The organism is Bacillus sp. SIMBA_074, assembly GCF_046534555.1.
In the GTDB taxonomy this organism is placed as follows: domain Bacteria; phylum Bacillota; class Bacilli; order Bacillales; family Bacillaceae_G; genus Bacillus_A; species Bacillus_A mycoides.
Genome location: NZ_JAWRYM010000023.1, coordinates 16397 through 36799, shown reverse-complemented (window position 1 = coordinate 36799; position 20403 = coordinate 16397). Strand labels below are relative to the sequence as shown.

Below are 20403 nucleotides of genomic sequence, written 5' to 3'. Positions count from 1 at the left end.
AAATGAGAATTGGCGTTATTATGGGAGGAGTATCCTCTGAAAAACAAGTATCAATTATGACTGGGAATGAAATGATTGCACATTTAGATAAGAGTAAATATGAAATCGTTCCAATTACGTTAAATGAAAAAATGGATTTAATTGAAAAAGCGAAAGACATTGATTTTGCATTGCTAGCATTACACGGAAAATACGGAGAAGATGGTACGGTTCAAGGGACGCTTGAGAGTTTAGGTATTCCATATAGCGGCAGCAATATGTTATCTAGCGGTATATGTATGGACAAAAATATTTCGAAAAAGATTTTGCGTTATGAAGGAGTAGAGACACCAGATTGGATTGAACTTACAAAAATGGAGAATCTAAAGCTTGAGGAGTTAGATAAATTAGGATTTCCGTTAGTGGTAAAACCAAACTCTGGCGGCTCAAGTGTTGGAGTTAAGATTGTCTATGATAAAAATGAATTAATCTCTATGCTAGAAACTGTATTCGAATGGGATTCTGAAGTAGTAATTGAGAAGTATATAAAAGGTGACGAGATTACATGTTCAATTTTTGATGGGCAACAGTTACCTATCATTTCGATTCGACATGCTGCTGTGTTCTTTGACTACAATGCAAAATATGATGATACTAGTACAGTTGAAGAAGTTATCGAACTTCCAGCTGAAATAAAGGAACGTGTAAATAAAGCGTCACTGGCTTGTTATAAAGCATTAAAATGTAGTGTTTATGCAAGGGTTGATATGATGGTGAAGGAAGGAATTCCATATGTAATGGAAGTTAATACATTACCAGGGATGACACAATCAAGTTTACTGCCAAAAAGTGCGGAAGCAGCGGGAATTAATTATAGCAAACTATTAGATATGATAATTGAAACTTCATTAAAAGTAAGGAAAGAAGAAGGTTTTTAAGGTAGTTATATAATTAATTCTTTTGACAGTTCCACGAATTATGCTATGATAATTACAATACGACAACTAAATATTTATCCACTAGGGGGGCCTTTTATAGGCTGAGATCAGATGAAATTTTGAGACTCTTAGTACCTGATCTGGTTAATGCCAGCGTAGGGAAGTGGGAAAGACGTTGCTATTTAACGAATAAATACTGTCAATTTCACTTTCTTTACGCCTGTAAAGAAAGTTTTTTTATTTTACAGCTTTAATAATTGTGGATAAATACGTATATTTTTTACATTATTTGGAGGGGTTTAAATGACTTTTTCACAATCATTACGTAAAGAAGTAGATTCAATTTGGGAAGCAAGTTTTAACCATCCTTTTGTAAAAAAACTAGGCGAAGGAACATTAGATTTAGCTAGTTTTCGATATTATGTGCTTCAAGATTCTTATTATTTGAGTCATTTTTCTAGAGTACAAACGTTAGGTGCTGCAAAGGCTCTTGAATTAGAAACGACAGCTCGTATGGCACACCATGCACAAAATACGTATGAAGCTGAGTTATCATTACATGAGAATTTCGCAAAGAAATTAGGGATTACAAAAGAAGAAAAAGATAATTTTATTCCTGCGCCAACTGCATACGCTTATACATCTCATATGTATCGCGCAGCTTATGAAGGGCATTTAGGAGATATTATTGCGGCTATTTTACCTTGTTATTGGTTATATTATGAAATCGGTGAACGATTAAAAGAATGTCAACCAGAAGAGCCAATTTATCAAGAATGGATTTCTGCATATGGATCTGATTGGTTCCGTACTCTAGTAGAAGAGCAAATCACACGATTAGATACGATCGCTGAAAAAGTAACAGAGGCAGACCGTAATCGTATGAGACAACATTTTATTTTTAGTAGTCAATATGAATATTCATTTTGGGAAATGGCATATACATTAGAAAAATGGCCGGTGAATGAAGAAGTTAAAGGTGTTATTTAATTAAGAGTATATAAAAGGTATCGCTATATAAAGAGGCGATACCTTTTATTATATTTAGTTTCTGTAATTTTTTTGTAAATCATAGATAAAAAATATAATAATTCATTATAATGATTTTATAATATAAAGTCCCATAAGGAGGTAGTTATATGTTAATAGTTACTTTATATTAATTTGATTTTAATAATGTTTTATTTAAATAACCAAATGTAATTTATTTATTTCCTTTAATGTGCTTGGTTAAAATTTGATTCGTTAATGCTTAAAAAATTGGTATCTTTTCTAGTATTACTCATGATCAATATAAATTAAGAGAGGAAGTATTAATAATATGGAAAAATTACAGTTATTAGCATTTAAAAATATAGTAGAACCCCTCTATAATGAGAAAGTATCGTATATTTATTTTCCTATTGAATGGCTTGAGATTGTAGAGATACATTATAGAACATTTTTATTAACGAGCAAATTAAAACTTGTAAATGAAAGATTGTATGAAATGTTTTCTGATATATTATTCATTCAGCATAATCCATATATATTAAAGGAAGATACGCCCTGGATTGTAGCAAAAGAACCAATGAAACAAGAACAGTTAGACTATATTTTCCAAAGCTGGTATGAGGTTATTCATGATTGGAAACCTAATAAATTAATAGATCCACCACATTTAGAATGGCAGTATGATTTAATTAGTAATTTACCAGCATTACATGATAAAAAAACCTTTTCTAAATGGGTACCAGCTCTAATTACTCATATTTTTTGCGAACAGCCTTTACGTATGGAAAATAAAAATGAGGAAGAAATATATTTTTCACCACTGCGATCACAACATGTTTCTGAAGCGATGTCTGAGCCAATTAAAGATGAAGAAACACATGATTATTTCTCTTATGTATATCGGTTTGAATACGTAACTCGTGGAGGTGAGAATATTCCGCTATTAAAAGTATCTGTAGGGATTAGGAGGTTTTATCAACAATATAATCATAAAGATATCCCTATACTTTTAGGGCGAAAGCGGAGCCAAATACTGATTTCAACTCCTGAATTTGAATCAAATAATAAAAAGCAAAGATTTGTAAAGTTAAAAGTACAACAAGCTGTAAAAGGAATAAAGTGGATTAAACGTTTTAGAAATTTAAAAGATGATTATAGGATAGGGGGAGAAGTTAAATTAGAGAACATTCTCCAATGTCCGAAAGAGTATATTAGAGGAACAAAGGTAAGAGTGCTTCTTCCATATAACGAAAATATATATAAAGTTCAAGGAACAAAAATAAAATTTGGTATAAAAGTAAGAGAAAAAGAGGAACTTTTTAATGAATTCCAACGAATATGCCCATATTTCACATTACTTCCAGAATGTGAAAATATATTAACTAATAATGAGAATGAGTTATTACCTTTATTTGCCCCAAAGGGATTAGACTCAATTACGTTAGAAGTATGGTCAGATGATATAGTAATAGAGATAGAACAAGCGTTATTAGATAGCAAAATAGTTTTAGCTCAAAACGGAGATTCCTCCTATGTATTAAATGCAGACAATCCGGTGTTGTTAAAAATAGTAAGATATAACATTAGGAAATTGTTACAAAATCCATATAGAATGCAATATAGCCATAAAAACAAAAAGAAACTAGTAGACGATGTCGTAAAAGCTGTACATGCTACGGCAGGTGAGCAAAATGAAATGAAATTAGCATTAATTGCAATAAAAAATTGTGATGGTCGCGAAAAAATTAGTCCAAAGCAAATTATTCGGGAAGGATTCGCTCAAACGGAACGTATTTCAGCATTTATTAATTTATTTATCGGACAAAGTGTATCTAAAAAAGAAATTATTAATGCCATTCTTAGTTTGTTAGAACAAAAGGGGTTCTTAAAGTGTAGTTGGAATAAGATAAAATTACCGGGGATAATTGTAAATTTATCAATTGAGAAAATGTCTAAATATGATTTCTTACCTATTTTTTCAAAAATAAATGGGAGAGAAATATTATATAAATTATATGGTCAAGAAGAATGGGGCACAATTGATCATACTTTATTGAATATAGGTAATAATAAAGTGTTTTTACCACAACCATCAAAAAGGAATGATATAGGAGTCAGTTTTAAACAATTTATGTCAGAAACATTAGTTGAAATTTCACAAGATGCACATAAACAAAATAAAGAAGTTTATTTTATTGTAGATGCCAATATGAGGAAATATTGGATAGAGGAATTGCAAAATAAAAGCGTTAATATTGGGGTTTCACCTGAAATAATCTCAAATTTCAAAGAGGATATAAACATAATTAGAATTAATACTAACTCAGATGTACCGAACTATATTGTTAGAGACCAAGAACATGTTATGAATGAAACGAGATTATTTGTAGATCAAATGGGAATTTACTATAGCACGGCTGCATACGAATTAGATTGTAATGAGATAGTACAGCAGTACATACTCGAAGTTATCCCGCTTGGTGTAAAATCTGAAGAGAGAGAAGAAATCGCCAAAATGATACATTACATGTGCTGTAAATCAACCTTGCTCTCAGAACAAAATATTCATAATACGTATGTAATGCATATGGCTAAATTAATTAAAAATTATACTACCGATATTGATTCAAGGGAGTTTAAAGAATTCAATGACGAATTAGATGAAGATGTAATAATTTTAGAAAAAGAAGATACATTGATATTAATATAAATAATAGTGTACAAATCCTGCTAGTAATAATGAGCAGGATTTGTCATTTTTTCATGTAAATAAGGCTATCCTTTGTCATGTATCTTTTCTTTTACGTATTTACTTTATTTACATACAGGATTAAGATGTTTTTTAGAAATACAAAAACTACATCATATGGAAAAGCGATTTTTATTAATTGAAAAGAAAATTTGAAAGGAATGGGGAATTGTGAAGAAATTAGATGTATTATTAATGCTACTGAGCGGCCTCTTTCCAATTGCAGGAATGTTAAAGCAAATCCCTCTTGAACAATCTTTATATATTGGAGGACTTTTATTTTTTACTAGTTTCGGTAGTTACTTTGCGAAAAAGATATATTCACGTATATGTAGCTGGATAGCGTATGCACCATTTATAACATTACTGTTAGTTATTTGGAATCAGGATATTTCAATAAGTTCAATAATAGCGAACGCGAAAATCGCCGCTTGCATTGCGTTAATTCCGTGTTTATTCCGGTTTCGTACATACGGGCTTACTTTGGGCTTATTCTCATTATGGGCCGCGTTACTATGGGATATAAAAGAAGTGCAGTCGTTAGTCATACTTGAGCGTATGATGAATTTAATGACAAGCCATTACTTATATATTCTCCTTTTAGTTGGAGGACTTATATTAGGTGGATTACTTGCGATGTTATTACACCGTAAAGAGAAAGACACTAATAAAGAAAATACCAATCTATTTAAACAAAAAAAGAAACGTAAAAGGCTATCATTTAAGATCCGCTTTCCAAGATTACCGAAATTTAAGATGAAATTATTTAAGTTTGGTGGAAAAGGTTCTAAACGTAAAACGCCAGAAATAATGCATGAGCGTAATAACGAAGAACCAGTTGTAACATATGAAATGGCAGAGCAAATAGATCAATATAAAGAAAGTACTGTTCAAGGACAAACTAGGATGGAACGTCGGAAAAATAGGTATAATGCATAATAAATTTCACTAACCTCTTAATGATTTATCGTAAAATTGATAAATCATTAAGGGGTTTTTTATGTAATTAAATATAGGTTGCGTATGAAGGATTCATAGCATATTTTAAAGGTAAGGATTTAAATAAAATAATGGGAGGACAAAATGCTTATTATTACATATATTTCTGTTTGCATATTATTCTTAGTTAGTTTTTTACATGTTTATTGGGCTTTCGGAGGTAAGTGGGCGACAAATAGTGTCATTCCAACTCAAGCTAAAGAAAAGGCGTTTACACCAGGTACAGGAATGACATTGTTCATTGCGTTATTATTAAGTATGGCAGCAATGATTTTATTACAACATGCAAATATCGTTCATTTCGCAGCTCCCAATATTTTTGTTCAAATGGGATCCTAGGTTTGTATTGTTGTTTTTTTCATAAGAGTAATTGGTGAGTTTCATTATTTTGGTATCTTTAAACGAAAAAAAGATACGCAGTTTGCTAGAATGGATACTGTTTTATATGTACCACTTTGTACATTTTTATCTTTATCCTTCTTATTAGCAATAATAACGTGAACATATACCCAGCATTATTTTAATACTTTATTACAAACTAAAGAGAAGAATAGCTAGGGATTTATACGGCAACAGAGATGAATTGACGCTGTTATTAAATGAATTTAATAATATAAAATGTACGGCTGCATCTGAAAAAAAAGAAAAATAATATGCTATCTCGTTTACAATTAATTTATCAAAATATGAAATTAGATAAGCAGTACCCTCTTCTATTTGCTTTAAATAACAAGTTATTGGTGCGGTTAGAAAATGAATCTCTTCAAACTATTGATGGTTGTATATCATGTCTACATTTTATGTTAGATATAAATTATGAGAAAATAAAACATTATGGATCGAGCACAAGTAGGTCATTTGTTCCATTATCGCAATCTTCAATTTGTCTTGCTGATTGTGTTTGTTTAATAGGAGTTGTATTAGGGTTACTAGGAACAGTGACATTTGGAGAATTAATGTTATCTGTATGTTCTCTTACATAAAGAAAAAAGGACACCCACTTAAGGTGTTTTTTTTAGTTACTTAGGAGAGCTTTTGAGATAGGAGGGACATGGATTCAAATCTATAGTTACACATTTTTATTGTGTTGTGTAACTCAAAAAGGAAAGTATCAGCAACTGCTTATTTTGTATGACTATAAACATTGGCTATTTGGGAGCTGTAATAGAATGCTTAGAAGGGGGCAAAAAATGGTGTGTGAAATATTAATAAAAAAGGACAAGCAGTCGTACCTACTGTCCTTTAAAGGAGAAAAGTCTTTTGGTTAAGAACTACGAATAAACAGAAAATCTGCTTGTAATTAGTTTTATCCCAAATATACATGCCTATACAAAAAAGGGATAAGTTCAAAAATACTTATCCCAGGAAGGGAAATCCCAAACACCAAAATGGCTTGTATTGGTATACAGGTTCAAAAGTAGTATATGTCAAACGAAAAATCTCATACAAAAAGCAGACAATCAAAAGTATTGTCTGCCAGAAAGTCGGATGAATTAGCCAACTGTGAAAAATTGCTTTCCCACTTCAAGAAGAGTAAAGGCAACAAATTTGAAAGAAATGAATTGGGATTTAGTTATTGCTTCTATGAATGATGCATTTTTTTCATTTTTTTTGTCCCCAAAAAACAACTAATAATTGCGAGTAATGCATTTGAAGAAATGAAATTTACGGTCCAATAAATTCCTGTTCCAGCAATTATATCGATAATTATAAATCTTTTAATTGCCGAACTTTGTACTACATGAAAAATAAATTGATTGTTATCGTTACCCAATGTTATCACATCCCTTATCTAATATATGACAAGGCATGCTTGCTCTAGTCTTCATGATAATATACGAAAAAGAGTAATTAACAGAAGCTTATAAAGTAGTTATAAATAAAAGATAACTATCGGAAGTTAAATTATTAACTTCAGTGAAAAAAATAACAATCATAATTTATCCTGCGTTATTGATGGGATATTATGTTTTACTTAAGGGCTTATGCGGAAAGTTTGATGAAAAATTCTTTCATTAAAAGTACGATTCCTAGCAGAAACAAGACTCAATTGAGAACCAAAACATACTTTTGTGAGGTTTTTTTAACTCCATAATAATTGATGAGAATAAAAAAATTGCGATAAGTATGATGATTAAGAGTCGGATTATATCAACCATTAATAACACTCCTAATATTTAATCAGTACTATTATATAATCTTTTCCAAAGATATATAATTCTAGAAACATTCTATTGAAATTTTAATGAAAAGAAAAGGTGGTGTTTAGTAGCTTTTTTCTCAAAATTATTTCAAACGTGTAGTGGGAAGTGATAAAAGGGATAAATCCACGTTTTAATAAAAGGATGTAAGCGTATTTTTAGCGAATTATAGATAATTAAGAGAGGCGGTGACACTATGAAGTATGTAAAAGTCAGTATGAATGGTGGAAGTGAGCACAAATTCTCAATGACTTTAGAACGATTTGAAGAGTTTATTACTACAGAGAATGGATTATTAGAAAATAAATTAGTTTGTATTGAAAATGTAATGATTAACCCTACTAATATATCTTCTGTAGTTGAAAAAATTGGTGTACCTGCTAAATTTATGGAAGTTTAAAGGTAATTAGATAAAAAACATCCATGGGGATGTTTTTTGTTTATAAATAAAGCAATTGTACAATGAAAGTATGAGAAAATTTTATTAGTAATAATGTAGGCTATTAAGAATGAATGGATATAGAAAGGTCTTTTCTAGCGTGTTAGTTACTCCAATGTGTATGTATCTATTTGGCATCTAGACATTGTGCTTTCTAGTGCACAATGTAATAAGTACAAGCATATAGTATGTAATAGGACAAGATCTTCGTGTCCTACTAAATACTCAGAAAAAACCTCTAATCACATAGGGCATCCAATAGCAGGGTGCTCTAATTTTTTTGAAAAATGTAGCTTCACAACGGTTTCGTTTCAATTATAGTTTTCTTTAACGTTAATAAATATTAAGATTAATATGATAGCAATAATTAAATTAGACAAATAGAAATTTTGGTGACACAGTAGTTCAAAGATGACATCGAATGTATACAATAAAGCGACAGCAGGTAATATACAAATAAATATAAATCTCCAATTTTTTAGATAATGTTTATAATTAGTAAGTACTTTCTCCATTAATATTGCTCCTGTAGTTTTTATTTTCTATATAATTATACATTTAAATAAAAAGATTTACAAAGTATTTAAAATTTATTTAGCAACTAATGTGATTTTGGGAGATAAATAAGGAGGAAGAAAAAAATATTATAGATCTATAGAGTGAGAGGAATATAGAGAAAGCTTTTGTTAAAAACTTAGATGGCTGCAGCAAACTGTGTAATAAACGATTTGATTTTAAAAAGACTTTTAAACATCTGGGCTAAAATGATACACTATAATCTACGTTATTTTAGAAATGAATAGAGGGATTTATATGATAGATAAAATTAAAAATGTTGTAGAGGATATGTATGAAGATGAAGCAAAACATTTACTTCAAAGTATTCTAATACAGTTAGATGTATTAGACGGGAATTATAGCGAAGATATGATAAAAAATTTAACGAGTATCCCTAAGCAATTGACGAGTCATATAACTCAGGAAAAGAATTTAGAAGAAAGCACACACATTCATATTGCCTTTGATGATTCAACTGCCGGATGTTTAAAATATATGTTGAAACAAGAAGGATTACACGAGGAGAGTGTTGTTTCATACTCTGAATTCTTTTCAATTGGTCCCATACATCAATTACATACGAATGAAGGTCAATTAGCAAGGGCACAGTGGTTATTAAATAACTTAACTTCTTATGATTGTTATTTTGAAGAAGAGTATTTACCAAGATTTAAGGAGACTTTAGAAGAGCTACATTCAATTCCGAATGAAACACCGATTACCGTTTGGAAGGCGGATAATGCCCATGAGCACGTAGGGCTTTGTTTTGCAATTGCGCAATTAAAAGATAAGAAAAATATTCGTGTTATGAATACTTCTGAAGCGAGTAGAGAAATATTAAAACAAGATTATGATATCCGTGGAACTGGAGAATTATCTCCTGAAAGTTTAGCTCTTTTCCAAAAAAGTTTTGTGGAATTTCCGTATTTAACTGAAGAGAAGCGAATGAAGTTTGCACATGAGTGGGATAGATTATCGCAAAGCACGGAGTTTTTAAGAGTTTGGAAAGACGATGAAGTGCATTCTGTACAAGAAGATTATTTTGATCAATTCATTATTGAGTGTGCGAAAAATGTAGGAGCAGATAAAGAATTTCATAAAGCTCCGAGAGTAATAGGTGAAGCACTTGGACTTGCGGATCAATTGGTTGGGGATACGTTTTTGGAATATCGCTTGAAAGAATTAATTAAGCAAGAAGTATTTGAATATGAAGGTTCGTTAGATCAAATGCGTTTTTATAGTGTGAAGTTAATAAAATAAAAAATATATTTTGTTTATAAAAAAGCTCGTATTTTTAAAATACGAGCTTTTTTCAGATGAATTTAGGCTATACATAAGCTTCCTATGAATGGCGTATCACATATGAATGTTAAAAGAAACAAATGAAAAGAAGGTGATGGGTTATTATGTATAACCAACAAAACTATCCATATGATCAAGAGATGTATTATAATCCACAAAACTACGGTTATGAATCTACAAATGAAGTGAGAGATATTGAACAAGAAGACTATAGACCAGATGATGCGGAAGATGCTCCAACGTCACCACCACCGTCACAAGCTCCGTCGTTACCGTCCACATTTGCTTCTCCAGCACAAGCAGGCAATATGAAATCTTGGATGTGTAACTGTCTAGGAAGATGGGGCTATTTACGTTTACATCGACCTGGTCCTTTCGGAAGAGATTTATGGTTCTTTCCAACCGAGGTAAGAAGAAGCGGGGTTTCAGGTTACACTTGGCAAGGTGGTCGTCGTCGTAAAGTAAGTTATCGATATCAACAAATTAGTAATTTTATGTGCTTCGCATAATAGGAAGTGAGAGAGTAGAATAATTTTACTCTCTCACTTTTTTATTTTTCAATATACGAAGTAAGATTTTAATTAAAGATTTACAATTTTCTAGTTTTTATTGAAGTATAATTCAAATGTTAGGTTGATTTACACAAATAATTGAGAGTGAGGGAATGTAATGTCAATAAAAAATAAGGTTGGCCGAAAAATAGAGGATGGCATTAATTTAGCTTCTGCTCAGTTTAAAGAAGATGCTTATGAGATTTATAAAGAATCGCGAAAAGTGCAACCTATTTTATTTGTTAATAAAGTCGAGATTGGTACAGAATGGCTCATTACAAGATATGAAGATGCTCTGCCACTTTTAAAAGATAATCGCTTAAAAAAAGATCCAAATAATGTTTTTTCTAAAGATACAATGAACATGTTTCTTTCTGTTGACAATAGTGATCATTTAACAACGCATATGTTAAACTCGGACCCACCTAACCACAGTCGTTTACGATCTTTAGTTCAAAAAGCTTTTACACCAAAGATGATTTCACAATTAGACGGAAGAATTCAGAGAGTAGCGGATGATTTAATAAATGAGATAGAGCGAAAAGGTACATTAAATCTTGTGGATGATTATTCATTCCCATTACCGATTATTGTAATAAGTGAGATGCTTGGAATTCCAAAAGAGGATCAAGCGAAATTTAGAATTTGGTCTCATGCTGTCATTGCATCGCCAGAAACACCTGAAGAAATAAAAGAAACCGAAAAACAACTATCTGAGTTTATTACATATCTGCAATATATAGTTGATATAAAACGAAAAAATCCAAAAGAAGATTTGGTTAGTGCGCTAATACTTGCAGAAAATGAAGGGCATAAACTTAGTGCTCCAGAGCTATATTCAATGATAATGCTGTTAATCGTAGCAGGACATGAGACAACAGTGAATTTAATTACGAATACGGTATTAGCACTTCTTGAAAATCCGAAGCAATTACAATTATTAAAAGATAATCCGAAATTAATTGATTCAGCTATTGAGGAAGGATTGCGTTATTATTCTCCAGTTGAGGTGACGACTGCAAGATGGGCGGCTGAGCCGTTTCAAATTCACGAACAAACAATCCAAAAAGGAGATATGGTTATTATCGCATTAGCTTCAGCAAACCGTGATGAAACAGTATTTGAAAACCCAGAAGTATTTGATATTACACGAGAAAATAACCGTCACATTGCCTTTGGGCATGGTAGTCATTTCTGCGTAGGAGCACCACTTGCTAGGTTGGAAGCAAAGATTGCTATTACTACTTTGTTTAAACGGATGCCATCGTTACAAATAAAAGGTGAGCGTGAAAAAATTAATTGGCAAGGTAATTATTTAATGCGTTCTTTAGAGGAATTACCATTGTCTTTTTAGAATAGTTATATTGAGACATGCATACACGACAAATGATTAACATAGAGTATGTATGTGTTATTTAAATTCGAAACGGAAGGGTGAAAACATCCCAATGATCGACTAATTCTATTTGTAAGAGATCTTCGTTAAAAAACGAAATATTCTTCTGAATAGGATTAGTATGTGCATGTATAGAAAAGGGATGTGTTTCGCACTGCGAATATATAGTCTTTTCATATGATTTGTGCTGCCTCCTGTTCAGAACACGAAATAGGAGGCTTTTTTATGTCGACGACTGCAGAAACGAAACAAAATCATGGGGTATCACAAGTATTAAAAAATCGATTTGTGCAAGGGATTCTAGCATCAGCATTATTTTTACAAGTTGGAATTTGGGTTCGTAACTTTGCGATATTACTTTATGTTATGGAAATGACAAAAGGAGATGCATTCGCAATTTCGATGATTTCAGTTGCTGAATTTGCTCCCATTTTTATTTTCTCATTCATTGGTGGAACTTTTGCTGATAGGTGGAAGCCAAAGAAGACAATGATATGGTGTGAGACGTTAAGTTCTATTTCCGTATTCGCTGTATTAATTACTCTTATGTTTGGAACGTGGAAAATCGTGTTTTTTGTGACGCTTATTTCTGCAATCCTTTCGCAGTTTTCTCAACCATCTGGTATGAAGTTGTTTAAACAGCATTTATCAACGGAACAAATTCAATTAGCGATGTCTATATATCAAACAATATTTGCGATTTTTATGGTGTTAGGACCGATTCTTGGAACATTTATTTTTCATAGTTTTGGAATTTATATTTCAATCATCATAACAGGTATCGCTTTTTTACTTGCAGCAGCTGTGTTGTTATTTCTTCCGAAAGATCTTGAGAATGATAATGAGAAGAAAGAAATTACGCTGTTACAGGAAATGCTGGATGGTATTAAATATGTAAAAAAGAAAAAAGCATTAACTTTGCTAGGGTTTTGTTTTATGGCAGCTGGACTAGGTATAGGTTTAATTCAGCCACTAGGCATCTTTATTGTGACTGAGCAGTTAGGGTTATCAAAAGAGAGTTTACAATGGTTACTAACAGTAAATGGTGCGGGAATGATTGTTGGCGGGGCTTTAGCGATGGTATTTGCGAAAAACGTTGCTCCCCAAAAGATGTTAATTGTAGGGATGCTCGGTCAGGCAATTGGAATTGGTATTATAGGCTACTCCACAAATTTATGGGTGACACTTACGGCACAACTTTTTAGTGGTTTAGCTCTTCCATGTATCCAAATTGGTATTAATACGCTCATTATTCAAAATAGCGATACCGATTTTATTGGTCGCGTGAACGGCATTTTAAGTCCACTATTCACCGGTTCAATGGTAGTAACGATGAGTATAGCTGGTTCCTTAAAGGAGATGTTTTCATTAGGTACGATGTACGAGGGGACGGCTCTACTATTTATAATTGGATTATTGTTTATTTTACCTATATACAATTTAAAGCCAGTAATAGCAGTAGAAAGTGAAATGAATGGTAAAGGAAGTGCTGTGCAACATGAATCCTAATCCAAATGTTAAATACCCTATTGAAGGAAATCAAAACGTTCATTTTATAAAAAATACAATAACGAAATCTAATATATTTGTTGGTGACTATTCTTATTATGATGCGAAAGATGGAGAAACATTTGAAGATCGAGTATTATATCATTATGAATTTATTGGGGATAGGCTTACCATTGAAAAGTTTTGTTGTATTGCAAATGGAGTTACCTTTATTATGAACGGAGCGAATCACCGGATGGATGGATTTTCGGCATATCCATTTAATATATTTGGAAATGGGTGGGAGAAGTATACACCTAGTTTATCTGATTTACCTTACAAAGGTGATACAGTTATAGGAAATGACGTTTGGATTGGTATGGATACAACTATTATGCCCGGAATAAAAATAGGGGATGGTGCAATCATTGCAGCTAAATCCGTTGTGACTAGAGATGTCGTACCATATACAATTGTTGGCGGAAACCCTGCAAATAAAATAAAGGAACGATTCACAAATACAATAATAGAAGAATTATTGCAAATTCAATGGTGGCATTTTGACATTGAAAAAATAACCGAAAATATAGATGCTATTGTACAAGGAGATATTGAATCATTAAGAAAGTTAAAAAGGTAATAAAAAATGCATGACAAATAGTATCATACCTCCGAATTTTGTTAATGATAATAGAACAAGGAGGTGTGATACTATGGCACAAGACGTTTTATGTGAAGTAAACAACTGTAAATTTTGGGCTAACGGCAATAAATGTAGTGCAGATGCAATTTATGTAGTAAGTCATAAAGGTAAACATGCATCTACAACTGAAGAAACAGATTGCAAAACTTTTGATCCAGAAGTATAAATTTTTGAAGGGTAGCCAAATCGTGGTTGCCCTTTTATTAATTATAGTATTGATAATAAATCTCATTTTCATTCATTGTTTTTAACTTTTCTTTTTATTTTTTCATATTTTCTTCATAAGTGATGCAATCCAGAGCAATTCATGTTCAATACGTGATTTACTAAATTCAATGACTTCTGTAATAAAAGATGAGCTAACATGTAAAGATTGAATAGCAGTAAGTTGTTTATGTAGTACGTCTTGGCGTATTGTTAAAATTTCTTTTCTAGCTTCGTAATCAAGTTTTTCAAATAGCGCGATACGCACAAGGAACTCAGCGTTATTTGTCGCAATCTTTTCGGGAAACTCTCTTAACATTTCAGAAAAAATTTCTTCTCCTGTTTCAGTTATGTCGTACATATTTCGGTTTGGCTTTCCGACTTGTTTATGTATTTTTTTCGTTATAGCGCCCATATTTTCGAAGCGCCGAAGAGCGGGATACAGTGTATTATGATTTAATTCGAAATTCTCACCTAACCGATTTTGAACATTTTTCTTTATTTCATATCCATGTTTTGGTCCAGTCGTTAATTCTGCTAGTAATAAAATGTCAACGTACATAAAAATCCCCCTTATATATTTCTCAAGTTCTCCAATGAAAAATCTCTTTTAACATATGTTAAAATAACATATGTTAGATTATACAACTTTGAACTACCGACCTATCACTTTTATTGTAAAAGAAAAGGGAGGAAAGAACTATGGCTTCGCCTGAAAATGTGATTTTAGTTCATGAAATTTCAAAGCTGAAAACAAAAGAAGAATTGTGGAATCCGTATGAGTGGTATGAATTTATGAGGGATAACCATCCGGTTCATTATGATGAGGAGCAGGATGTATGGAATGTTTTTTTATACGATGATGTAAATCGAGTTTTATCGGATTATCGCTTATTTTCCAGTAGAAGGGAACGAAGACAATTCGCAATCCCACCTTTAGAAACTAGAATAAATATAAATTCTACTGATCCACCAGAACATCGCAATGTACGTTCTATTGTTTCTAAAGCATTTACTCCAAGAAGTTTAGAACAATGGAAACCTCGAATACAGGCTATCGCAAATGAACTTGTACAACATATCAGAAAATATAGTGAGGTTAATATCGTTGAAGAGTTTGCTGTAGCTTTACCTGTTACCGTCATATCCGATTTATTAGGAGTACCAACAACGGATCGTAAAAAAATTAAAGAATGGTCTGATATTTTATTTATGCCGTATAGTAAAGAAAAATTTAACGATTTGGATGTAGAAAAAGGAATTGCGTTAAATGAATTTAAAACATACCTTCTTCCAATTGTCCAAGAGAAAAGATATCATTTAACCGACGATATTGTTTCAGATTTAATACGAGCTGAATATGAAGGCGAAAGATTAACCGATGAAGAAATAGTTACTTTTTCTTTAGGTTTATTAGCGGCAGGTAATGAAACAACTACAAATTTAATTATTAACAGCTTTTATTGCTTTTTAGTAGATTCACCTGGAATATATGAAGAGTTAAGAAAAGAACCTACGTTAATTTCAAAAGCGATTGAGGAAGTTTTACGCTATCGCTTTCCCATTACATTAGCTAGGAGGATTACAGCGGACACAAATATATTTGGACCTTTTATGAAAAAGGATCAAATGATTGTTGCGTGGGTTAGTGCAGCAAATTTAGATGAGAAAAAGTTCTTACAAGCTTCTAAATTTAATTTACACAGAATAGGAAATGAAAAGCATTTAACCTTTGGTAAAGGTCCTCATTTTTGCTTAGGGGCGCCACTTGCACGTTTAGAAGCTGAGATTGCATTAACTACCTTTATAAATGCCTTTGAAAAAATAGAGTTATCTCCATCGTTCAATTTAGAAAAATGTATATTAGAAAATGAACAAACATTAAAATACTTACCTATTCTTTTGAAAACTAGGTAAAACGTTCAACAAGGTACGAAATTACTGTACCTTGTTTTTTTATTTCTCAATTGTAAATTTTTAGTGGTCTATTTAGTATGGAAGTGTGTGAAAGAAGAGTGGAGGAGGATGCTTATGTTAACGTATAATGGAAGTAAAACGTTTCAAACATTTATTAAAGCTGTAACGGATTTAATTGATAGTAATTTATTAGAAGATCAAATTGTTTGTGCGATTGAAAAATTACTAGAAGAACTTTTAGAAAAAAAAACATGGCTTCCGCTAGAAAAACAGAAGGCGAATTCGGCTCAATATGCACGACACTTGTTATATGAAGATCCTTTAAAGCGATTTGAAGTATTAGCTCTTGTATGGAAAGATGGACAATCTACACCTTTACATGATCATGATGGTACATGGGGAGTAGAAGGCGTTTTTTCAGGAAGGATAATGGTGCAGAACTTTATACAAACTAAGCAGCTTGAAAATTCACTTGTTTATTTAACCCATACAGGAAATCTTTATTTGGGAGAAGGAGAAACAGATAAAGTCATTCCACCAGCTGATTGTCATATTCTTAAAATAGCTGAATGTGAAAGCGTTGTCACGATTCATATTTACGGAAAACGTTTAGAAAAGTTTAAAGTATATGTCCCAACTGAAGAAAAGAATGTGTATATGTGTGAGACAAAATATATTAGTTATAGTTCATAGTTTAAAATCAAAAGCTTTTCTTTAAAGAGAAAAGCTTTTGATTTTATTTTTAATTATTTCTTGACCTGAAACGCTTTTCATAAATTATAAATAAGAAGTACTTAACGAGCTCAATATGAAAACGATACCTTTTTGTTAAATAGATCTCGTGTATTTATAGAAAGTGGTGAAGAAATAATGAAATTAATAGCAATTGACTTAGATGGAACCCTTCTTTCCGGTAATAAAATGATAAGTAAAGAAAATGCAGAAGCAATTCGAAAATGTCAGGAAGCAGGCCATGTTGTAGCTATTTGTACAGGGCGTTCTATCGTTGATATTGAACGATTATTGTTAGAAGTTAATTTAGAGTGTCCAATTATTGCGGAAAATGGTGCCCTTATTTATAAAGATAAGAAAATGATGAAGAGATATCCAATTCAAAACATCCATGCACTTGAAATTGTGGAATATCTTGAAGAAAGTGGTATGTATTATCAGCTCTATACTGATAAAGGAGTATATGTACCTCATTACGGAACTGAAAGTGTACTTAATGAAATTGAGAATGTGAAGAAATCCAATTTAGATGTCGATTTACAAGAGCTAGAAACGATTGCCGCATTATATATTGAGCATACAGCATTTCATCATGTTGAAAGTTGTAAGGAGATTGTAGAAAGTGATTTATATGTGCATAAACTTTTACCATTTTCTTATGACATAGAGAAATTAAAAAAATTAAAAGAAAAGTTTTTATATAATACAGATTTAGCAATTACATCTTCATATTGGCATAATTTAGAGATTAACCAATACAACGCTCAAAAAGGAAATGGATTATACACTTTAGCAGAACACTTGAATATTCCAGTTGAAAATACTGTAGCAATAGGTGATGGTCTAAATGATGTTTCCATGATGGAAAAAGCAAATATATCAATTGCAATGGGGAATGCAGTAGATGAAATAAAGGCAATTTGTCAGTATGAAACGCTATCAAATGAAGAACATGGCGTTGCATATGCTTTATATAAGTATGTAATGTAATAAAAAGAAAAAAAGAATCTAAATTAGATTCTTTTTTTCTTTTTATTAGGGGTAAGGTATTCTATGAGTCTCATAGAAGCCTTATTACAGTTATTATATAGAATATATTGGGATAAATGTTTATTTTTTTCAAATATTTGTGAATATTTTATGAACTTTGTATTTTAATACATCCAATGTTTTTCTGTTTTAATTGAAAAATAAAATTTATTTGAATAATTATGCTATCACTATATACCTGTACGGACATTATCCGTATAATGGAGAAGTATGAATTTTAAAATTTGTATTAATTTTACATATTGAGGTGAAAAAGGAATGAATGCTCGGCTAATGGAACTTATTGATGTGAGTACAATAGCAACCATGGCAGAACAATTTTATAAATTAACTAACATATCACATCAACTTCTTGATGCTGAAAAAGAATGTGTTTTTTCATTCGGAATGAATGAAGTGAAAAAGAGTAAACTTCCAAAGATAGAAATCCCCATTTTCTTATATGATTTTCATTTAGGTTCTTTTGTTGTGTGGTCTAAAAAAAGTGAAATTTTCAATTGTCAAAAATACTTTGAAATGCTTTCTAATCTTATTATAGATGGATCCGTAAATACGATTCAAAGTAAAAATACGTCTTTGCTTTCTCGCAAAGAAGAGGCGTTATTTACAATTTTACAAAATATGCCTGTTATGGTTGATGCGCTAGATTATAATGGAGATTTTGTATTATGGAATCGTGAATGTGAAATTGTAACAGGTTATAAAGCCGAAGAAATCATTGGTAACCCAAACGCACTTCAATTATTATATCCCGACCATAATTATCGTCAACAAATACAAAATAAATTCTTGATTAGGGGAAAAAATTTCAGAGATTGGGAAATGCGCTTAACGTGTAAAAATGGTGAAATCAAAACGATAATGTGGTCTAATATATCAGATCAGTTTCCAGTAAGTGGATTTAGTTACTGGGCAGTTGGTGTAGATATTACCCATTTAAAAGCAATAGAAGAACAGTTAAAACAACAAACATCTGAATTGGAACTGATTTTTAAAGCTTTACCAGATTTATGTTTCTTAACAGAAGCTGATGGAACAATTATAGATTATAAAGCAGGAACACCTTCTAAATTTTACGTATCCGCAGAAATTTTTATGGGAAAAAGGTTTTACGAGGTATTACCATCTCCAGTAGCACAGAAATTTCGAGAAGCAATTCGTCAAGTAAAGGAGAAAGATTCTACTGTAATTGTTGAATATCCACTTACACTTAAAGGAAGCCTTGATTTCTTTGAAGCTAGATGTGTACCATTACTGCATAACAAAATTATGGTTATTGTACGCGATATTACAGAGCGGAAAAAGACAGAAGAATTGCTAAGTAAATCTGATACCCTTGCTGCAATTGGACAATTAGCAGCAGGTGTGGCTCACGAAGTGAGGAACCCACTAACGGTAATAAAAGGATTTATTCAACTATTCCAAATCAACAAAGAAGATCAAGAAAAATACTTTGACCTTATGATTTCTGAAATTGAGAGAATTGAAGCGATACTTCAAGTGTTTTTATCGATTGCTAAAACAGATGAAACCCCAACTGAAAAGAATAACATTTATCAAGTATTTAAAAACGTTGTGTCTTTAATTAACAAAAAAGAAATTATGACGAATATTCAAGTTGAGTTATTTGTAGATTCCAATGAACCCATTATTGAATGCTCTAAAAATCAATTGAAACAAGTATTTATTAATATTTTGCAAAATTCAATCGAAGCAATGCCAGATGGTGGGAAAATTTCTATTCACATGAAAGAAATGAATGAAGATGGAGTAATTATAGATGTAGTCGACGAGGGAATAGGAATACCAAAGGAAAGAATAAAAAGGTTGGGTGAACCTTTTTATAGTACGAAAGAAAAAGGTACTGGAATAGGATTGATGTTAAGTTACAAAATTATCGAAAGTCATCAAGGGACCATTAGTATTAAGAGTGATGTTGGTGTTGGGACAAAGGTAACTATTTTTTTACCAAAAATTCAAAGTGAAAAATCTAAATCCAAGAGTAAGGATAAATGTGTAACGCTACGTTCTATTGCTAACTCTTAATAAATTTAATATGCGATAAGAAAGGGCTTAGTTAACACTAAGCCCTTTCTTATCGCTATTTTTATATTTAATTTAGTAAACTTTACCTTTTCTTAACTATTTTTTGAATTTCTATTAAGTTTTAAACATTATATTAATATTTATATAATATAATGAAA

General features: G+C 31.4%; 18 protein-coding genes, 2 pseudogenes and 1 riboswitch. Of the genes and pseudogenes, 17 read left to right on the top strand and 3 right to left on the bottom strand.

Going from position 1 to position 20403, the window contains the following annotated elements; all coding sequences use genetic code 11:
• The first annotated feature begins 2 nt into the window (after positions 1-2).
• From SB773_RS21190 to SB773_RS21165, 6 genes and pseudogenes are all read left to right on the top strand, one after another.
• Entirely contained in the window at positions 3-917 is a 915-nt protein-coding gene (locus SB773_RS21190; protein ID WP_410591918.1) for a D-alanine--D-alanine ligase, read from the top strand.
• A gap of 73 nt (positions 918-990) precedes the next feature.
• Positions 991-1096, top strand: a riboswitch (TPP riboswitch).
• A 124-nt stretch (positions 1097-1220) separates the two neighbouring features.
• Entirely contained in the window at positions 1221-1907 is a 687-nt protein-coding gene (gene tenA, locus SB773_RS21185; RefSeq protein ID WP_410591916.1) for a thiaminase II, read from the top strand.
• Positions 1908-2238: 331 nt separating this feature from the next.
• The gene (locus tag SB773_RS21180) at positions 2239-4620 is read left to right on the top strand and encodes a pPIWI_RE module domain-containing protein (protein WP_410591914.1); all 2382 of its coding nucleotides are present in this window, start codon (positions 2239-2241) and stop codon (positions 4618-4620) included.
• Between the two features lie 210 nt (positions 4621-4830).
• Entirely contained in the window at positions 4831-5598 is a 768-nt protein-coding gene (locus SB773_RS21175) for a DUF3959 family protein (RefSeq protein ID WP_002070031.1), read from the top strand.
• A 144-nt stretch (positions 5599-5742) separates the two neighbouring features.
• A pseudogene (locus SB773_RS21170) lies at positions 5743-6159 on the top strand (DUF3995 domain-containing protein).
• A gap of 4 nt (positions 6160-6163) precedes the next feature.
• Positions 6164-6641 (top strand): annotated as a pseudogene (locus tag SB773_RS21165) (homoserine dehydrogenase).
• Positions 6642-7240: 599 nt separating this feature from the next.
• Here SB773_RS21165 and SB773_RS21160 read toward each other — a convergent pair.
• A complete protein-coding gene (locus SB773_RS21160) occupies positions 7241-7432 on the bottom strand; it encodes a hypothetical protein (RefSeq protein ID WP_002070042.1) in 192 nt (63 codons plus the stop codon).
• A gap of 623 nt (positions 7433-8055) precedes the next feature.
• Between SB773_RS21160 and SB773_RS21155 the strand changes: the two genes are divergently transcribed.
• Positions 8056-8259, top strand: a complete 204-nt coding sequence (locus SB773_RS21155) for a hypothetical protein (RefSeq protein WP_002085220.1) — start codon at positions 8056-8058, stop codon at positions 8257-8259.
• 350 nt (positions 8260-8609) lie between these two features.
• On the opposite strand, the gene SB773_RS21150 is transcribed toward SB773_RS21155, so the two are convergent.
• Positions 8610-8813 (bottom strand): hypothetical protein, encoded by a 204-nt coding sequence (locus SB773_RS21150; protein WP_410591911.1) that lies wholly within the window; start codon positions 8811-8813, stop codon positions 8610-8612.
• Between the two features lie 298 nt (positions 8814-9111).
• Here SB773_RS21150 and SB773_RS21145 point away from each other — a divergent pair, with 298 nt between their 5' ends.
• The 6 genes from SB773_RS21145 (at position 9112) to SB773_RS21120 (ending at position 14462) form a co-directional block, all read left to right on the top strand.
• Positions 9112-10116, top strand: coding sequence for a DUF1835 domain-containing protein (locus SB773_RS21145; protein WP_410591909.1), 1005 nt, complete (start codon positions 9112-9114; stop codon positions 10114-10116).
• 146 nt (positions 10117-10262) lie between these two features.
• The gene (locus SB773_RS21140; protein WP_002032464.1) at positions 10263-10667 is read left to right on the top strand and encodes a hypothetical protein; all 405 of its coding nucleotides are present in this window, start codon (positions 10263-10265) and stop codon (positions 10665-10667) included.
• Positions 10668-10827: 160 nt separating this feature from the next.
• On the top strand, positions 10828-12063 hold the full coding sequence (locus SB773_RS21135; RefSeq protein ID WP_410591907.1) for a cytochrome P450 family protein: 1236 nt from the start codon (positions 10828-10830) through the stop codon (positions 12061-12063).
• 267 nt (positions 12064-12330) lie between these two features.
• Positions 12331-13614 carry an MFS transporter gene (locus tag SB773_RS21130; protein ID WP_002127654.1) on the top strand — a complete coding sequence of 428 codons (1284 nt, stop codon included), beginning with the start codon at positions 12331-12333 and terminating at the stop codon, positions 13612-13614.
• On the top strand, positions 13604-14233 hold the full coding sequence (locus SB773_RS21125; protein ID WP_410591904.1) for a Vat family streptogramin A O-acetyltransferase: 630 nt from the start codon (positions 13604-13606) through the stop codon (positions 14231-14233). Before SB773_RS21130 ends, SB773_RS21125 begins: the two co-directional genes overlap by 11 nt.
• Positions 14234-14306: 73 nt before the next feature.
• Positions 14307-14462 carry a DUF1540 domain-containing protein gene (locus SB773_RS21120; RefSeq protein ID WP_000046089.1) on the top strand — a complete coding sequence of 52 codons (156 nt, stop codon included), beginning with the start codon at positions 14307-14309 and terminating at the stop codon, positions 14460-14462.
• A 102-nt stretch (positions 14463-14564) separates the two neighbouring features.
• Here the strand turns inward: SB773_RS21120 and SB773_RS21115 are convergent, their stop codons facing one another.
• On the bottom strand, positions 14565-15062 hold the full coding sequence (locus SB773_RS21115) for a PadR family transcriptional regulator (protein WP_088033681.1): 498 nt from the start codon (positions 15060-15062) through the stop codon (positions 14565-14567).
• Positions 15063-15202: 140 nt separating this feature from the next.
• Between SB773_RS21115 and SB773_RS21110 the strand changes: the two genes are divergently transcribed.
• The 4 genes from SB773_RS21110 to SB773_RS21095 all read left to right on the top strand — a co-directional run bounded on the left by SB773_RS21110 (position 15203) and on the right by SB773_RS21095 (position 20245).
• Positions 15203-16417 carry a cytochrome P450 gene (locus tag SB773_RS21110; RefSeq protein WP_410591901.1) on the top strand — a complete coding sequence of 405 codons (1215 nt, stop codon included), beginning with the start codon at positions 15203-15205 and terminating at the stop codon, positions 16415-16417.
• Between the two features lie 114 nt (positions 16418-16531).
• Complete coding sequence (locus tag SB773_RS21105; protein ID WP_410591899.1) at positions 16532-17110, top strand: cysteine dioxygenase family protein; 579 nt, start codon at positions 16532-16534, stop codon at positions 17108-17110.
• 177 nt (positions 17111-17287) lie between these two features.
• Positions 17288-18139 (top strand): Cof-type HAD-IIB family hydrolase, encoded by an 852-nt coding sequence (locus SB773_RS21100; RefSeq protein WP_131246283.1) that lies wholly within the window; start codon positions 17288-17290, stop codon positions 18137-18139.
• A 318-nt stretch (positions 18140-18457) separates the two neighbouring features.
• Positions 18458-20245, top strand: coding sequence for a PAS domain-containing sensor histidine kinase (locus SB773_RS21095; RefSeq protein WP_131246282.1), 1788 nt, complete (start codon positions 18458-18460; stop codon positions 20243-20245).
• The last annotated feature ends 158 nt before the right edge of the window (positions 20246-20403 follow it).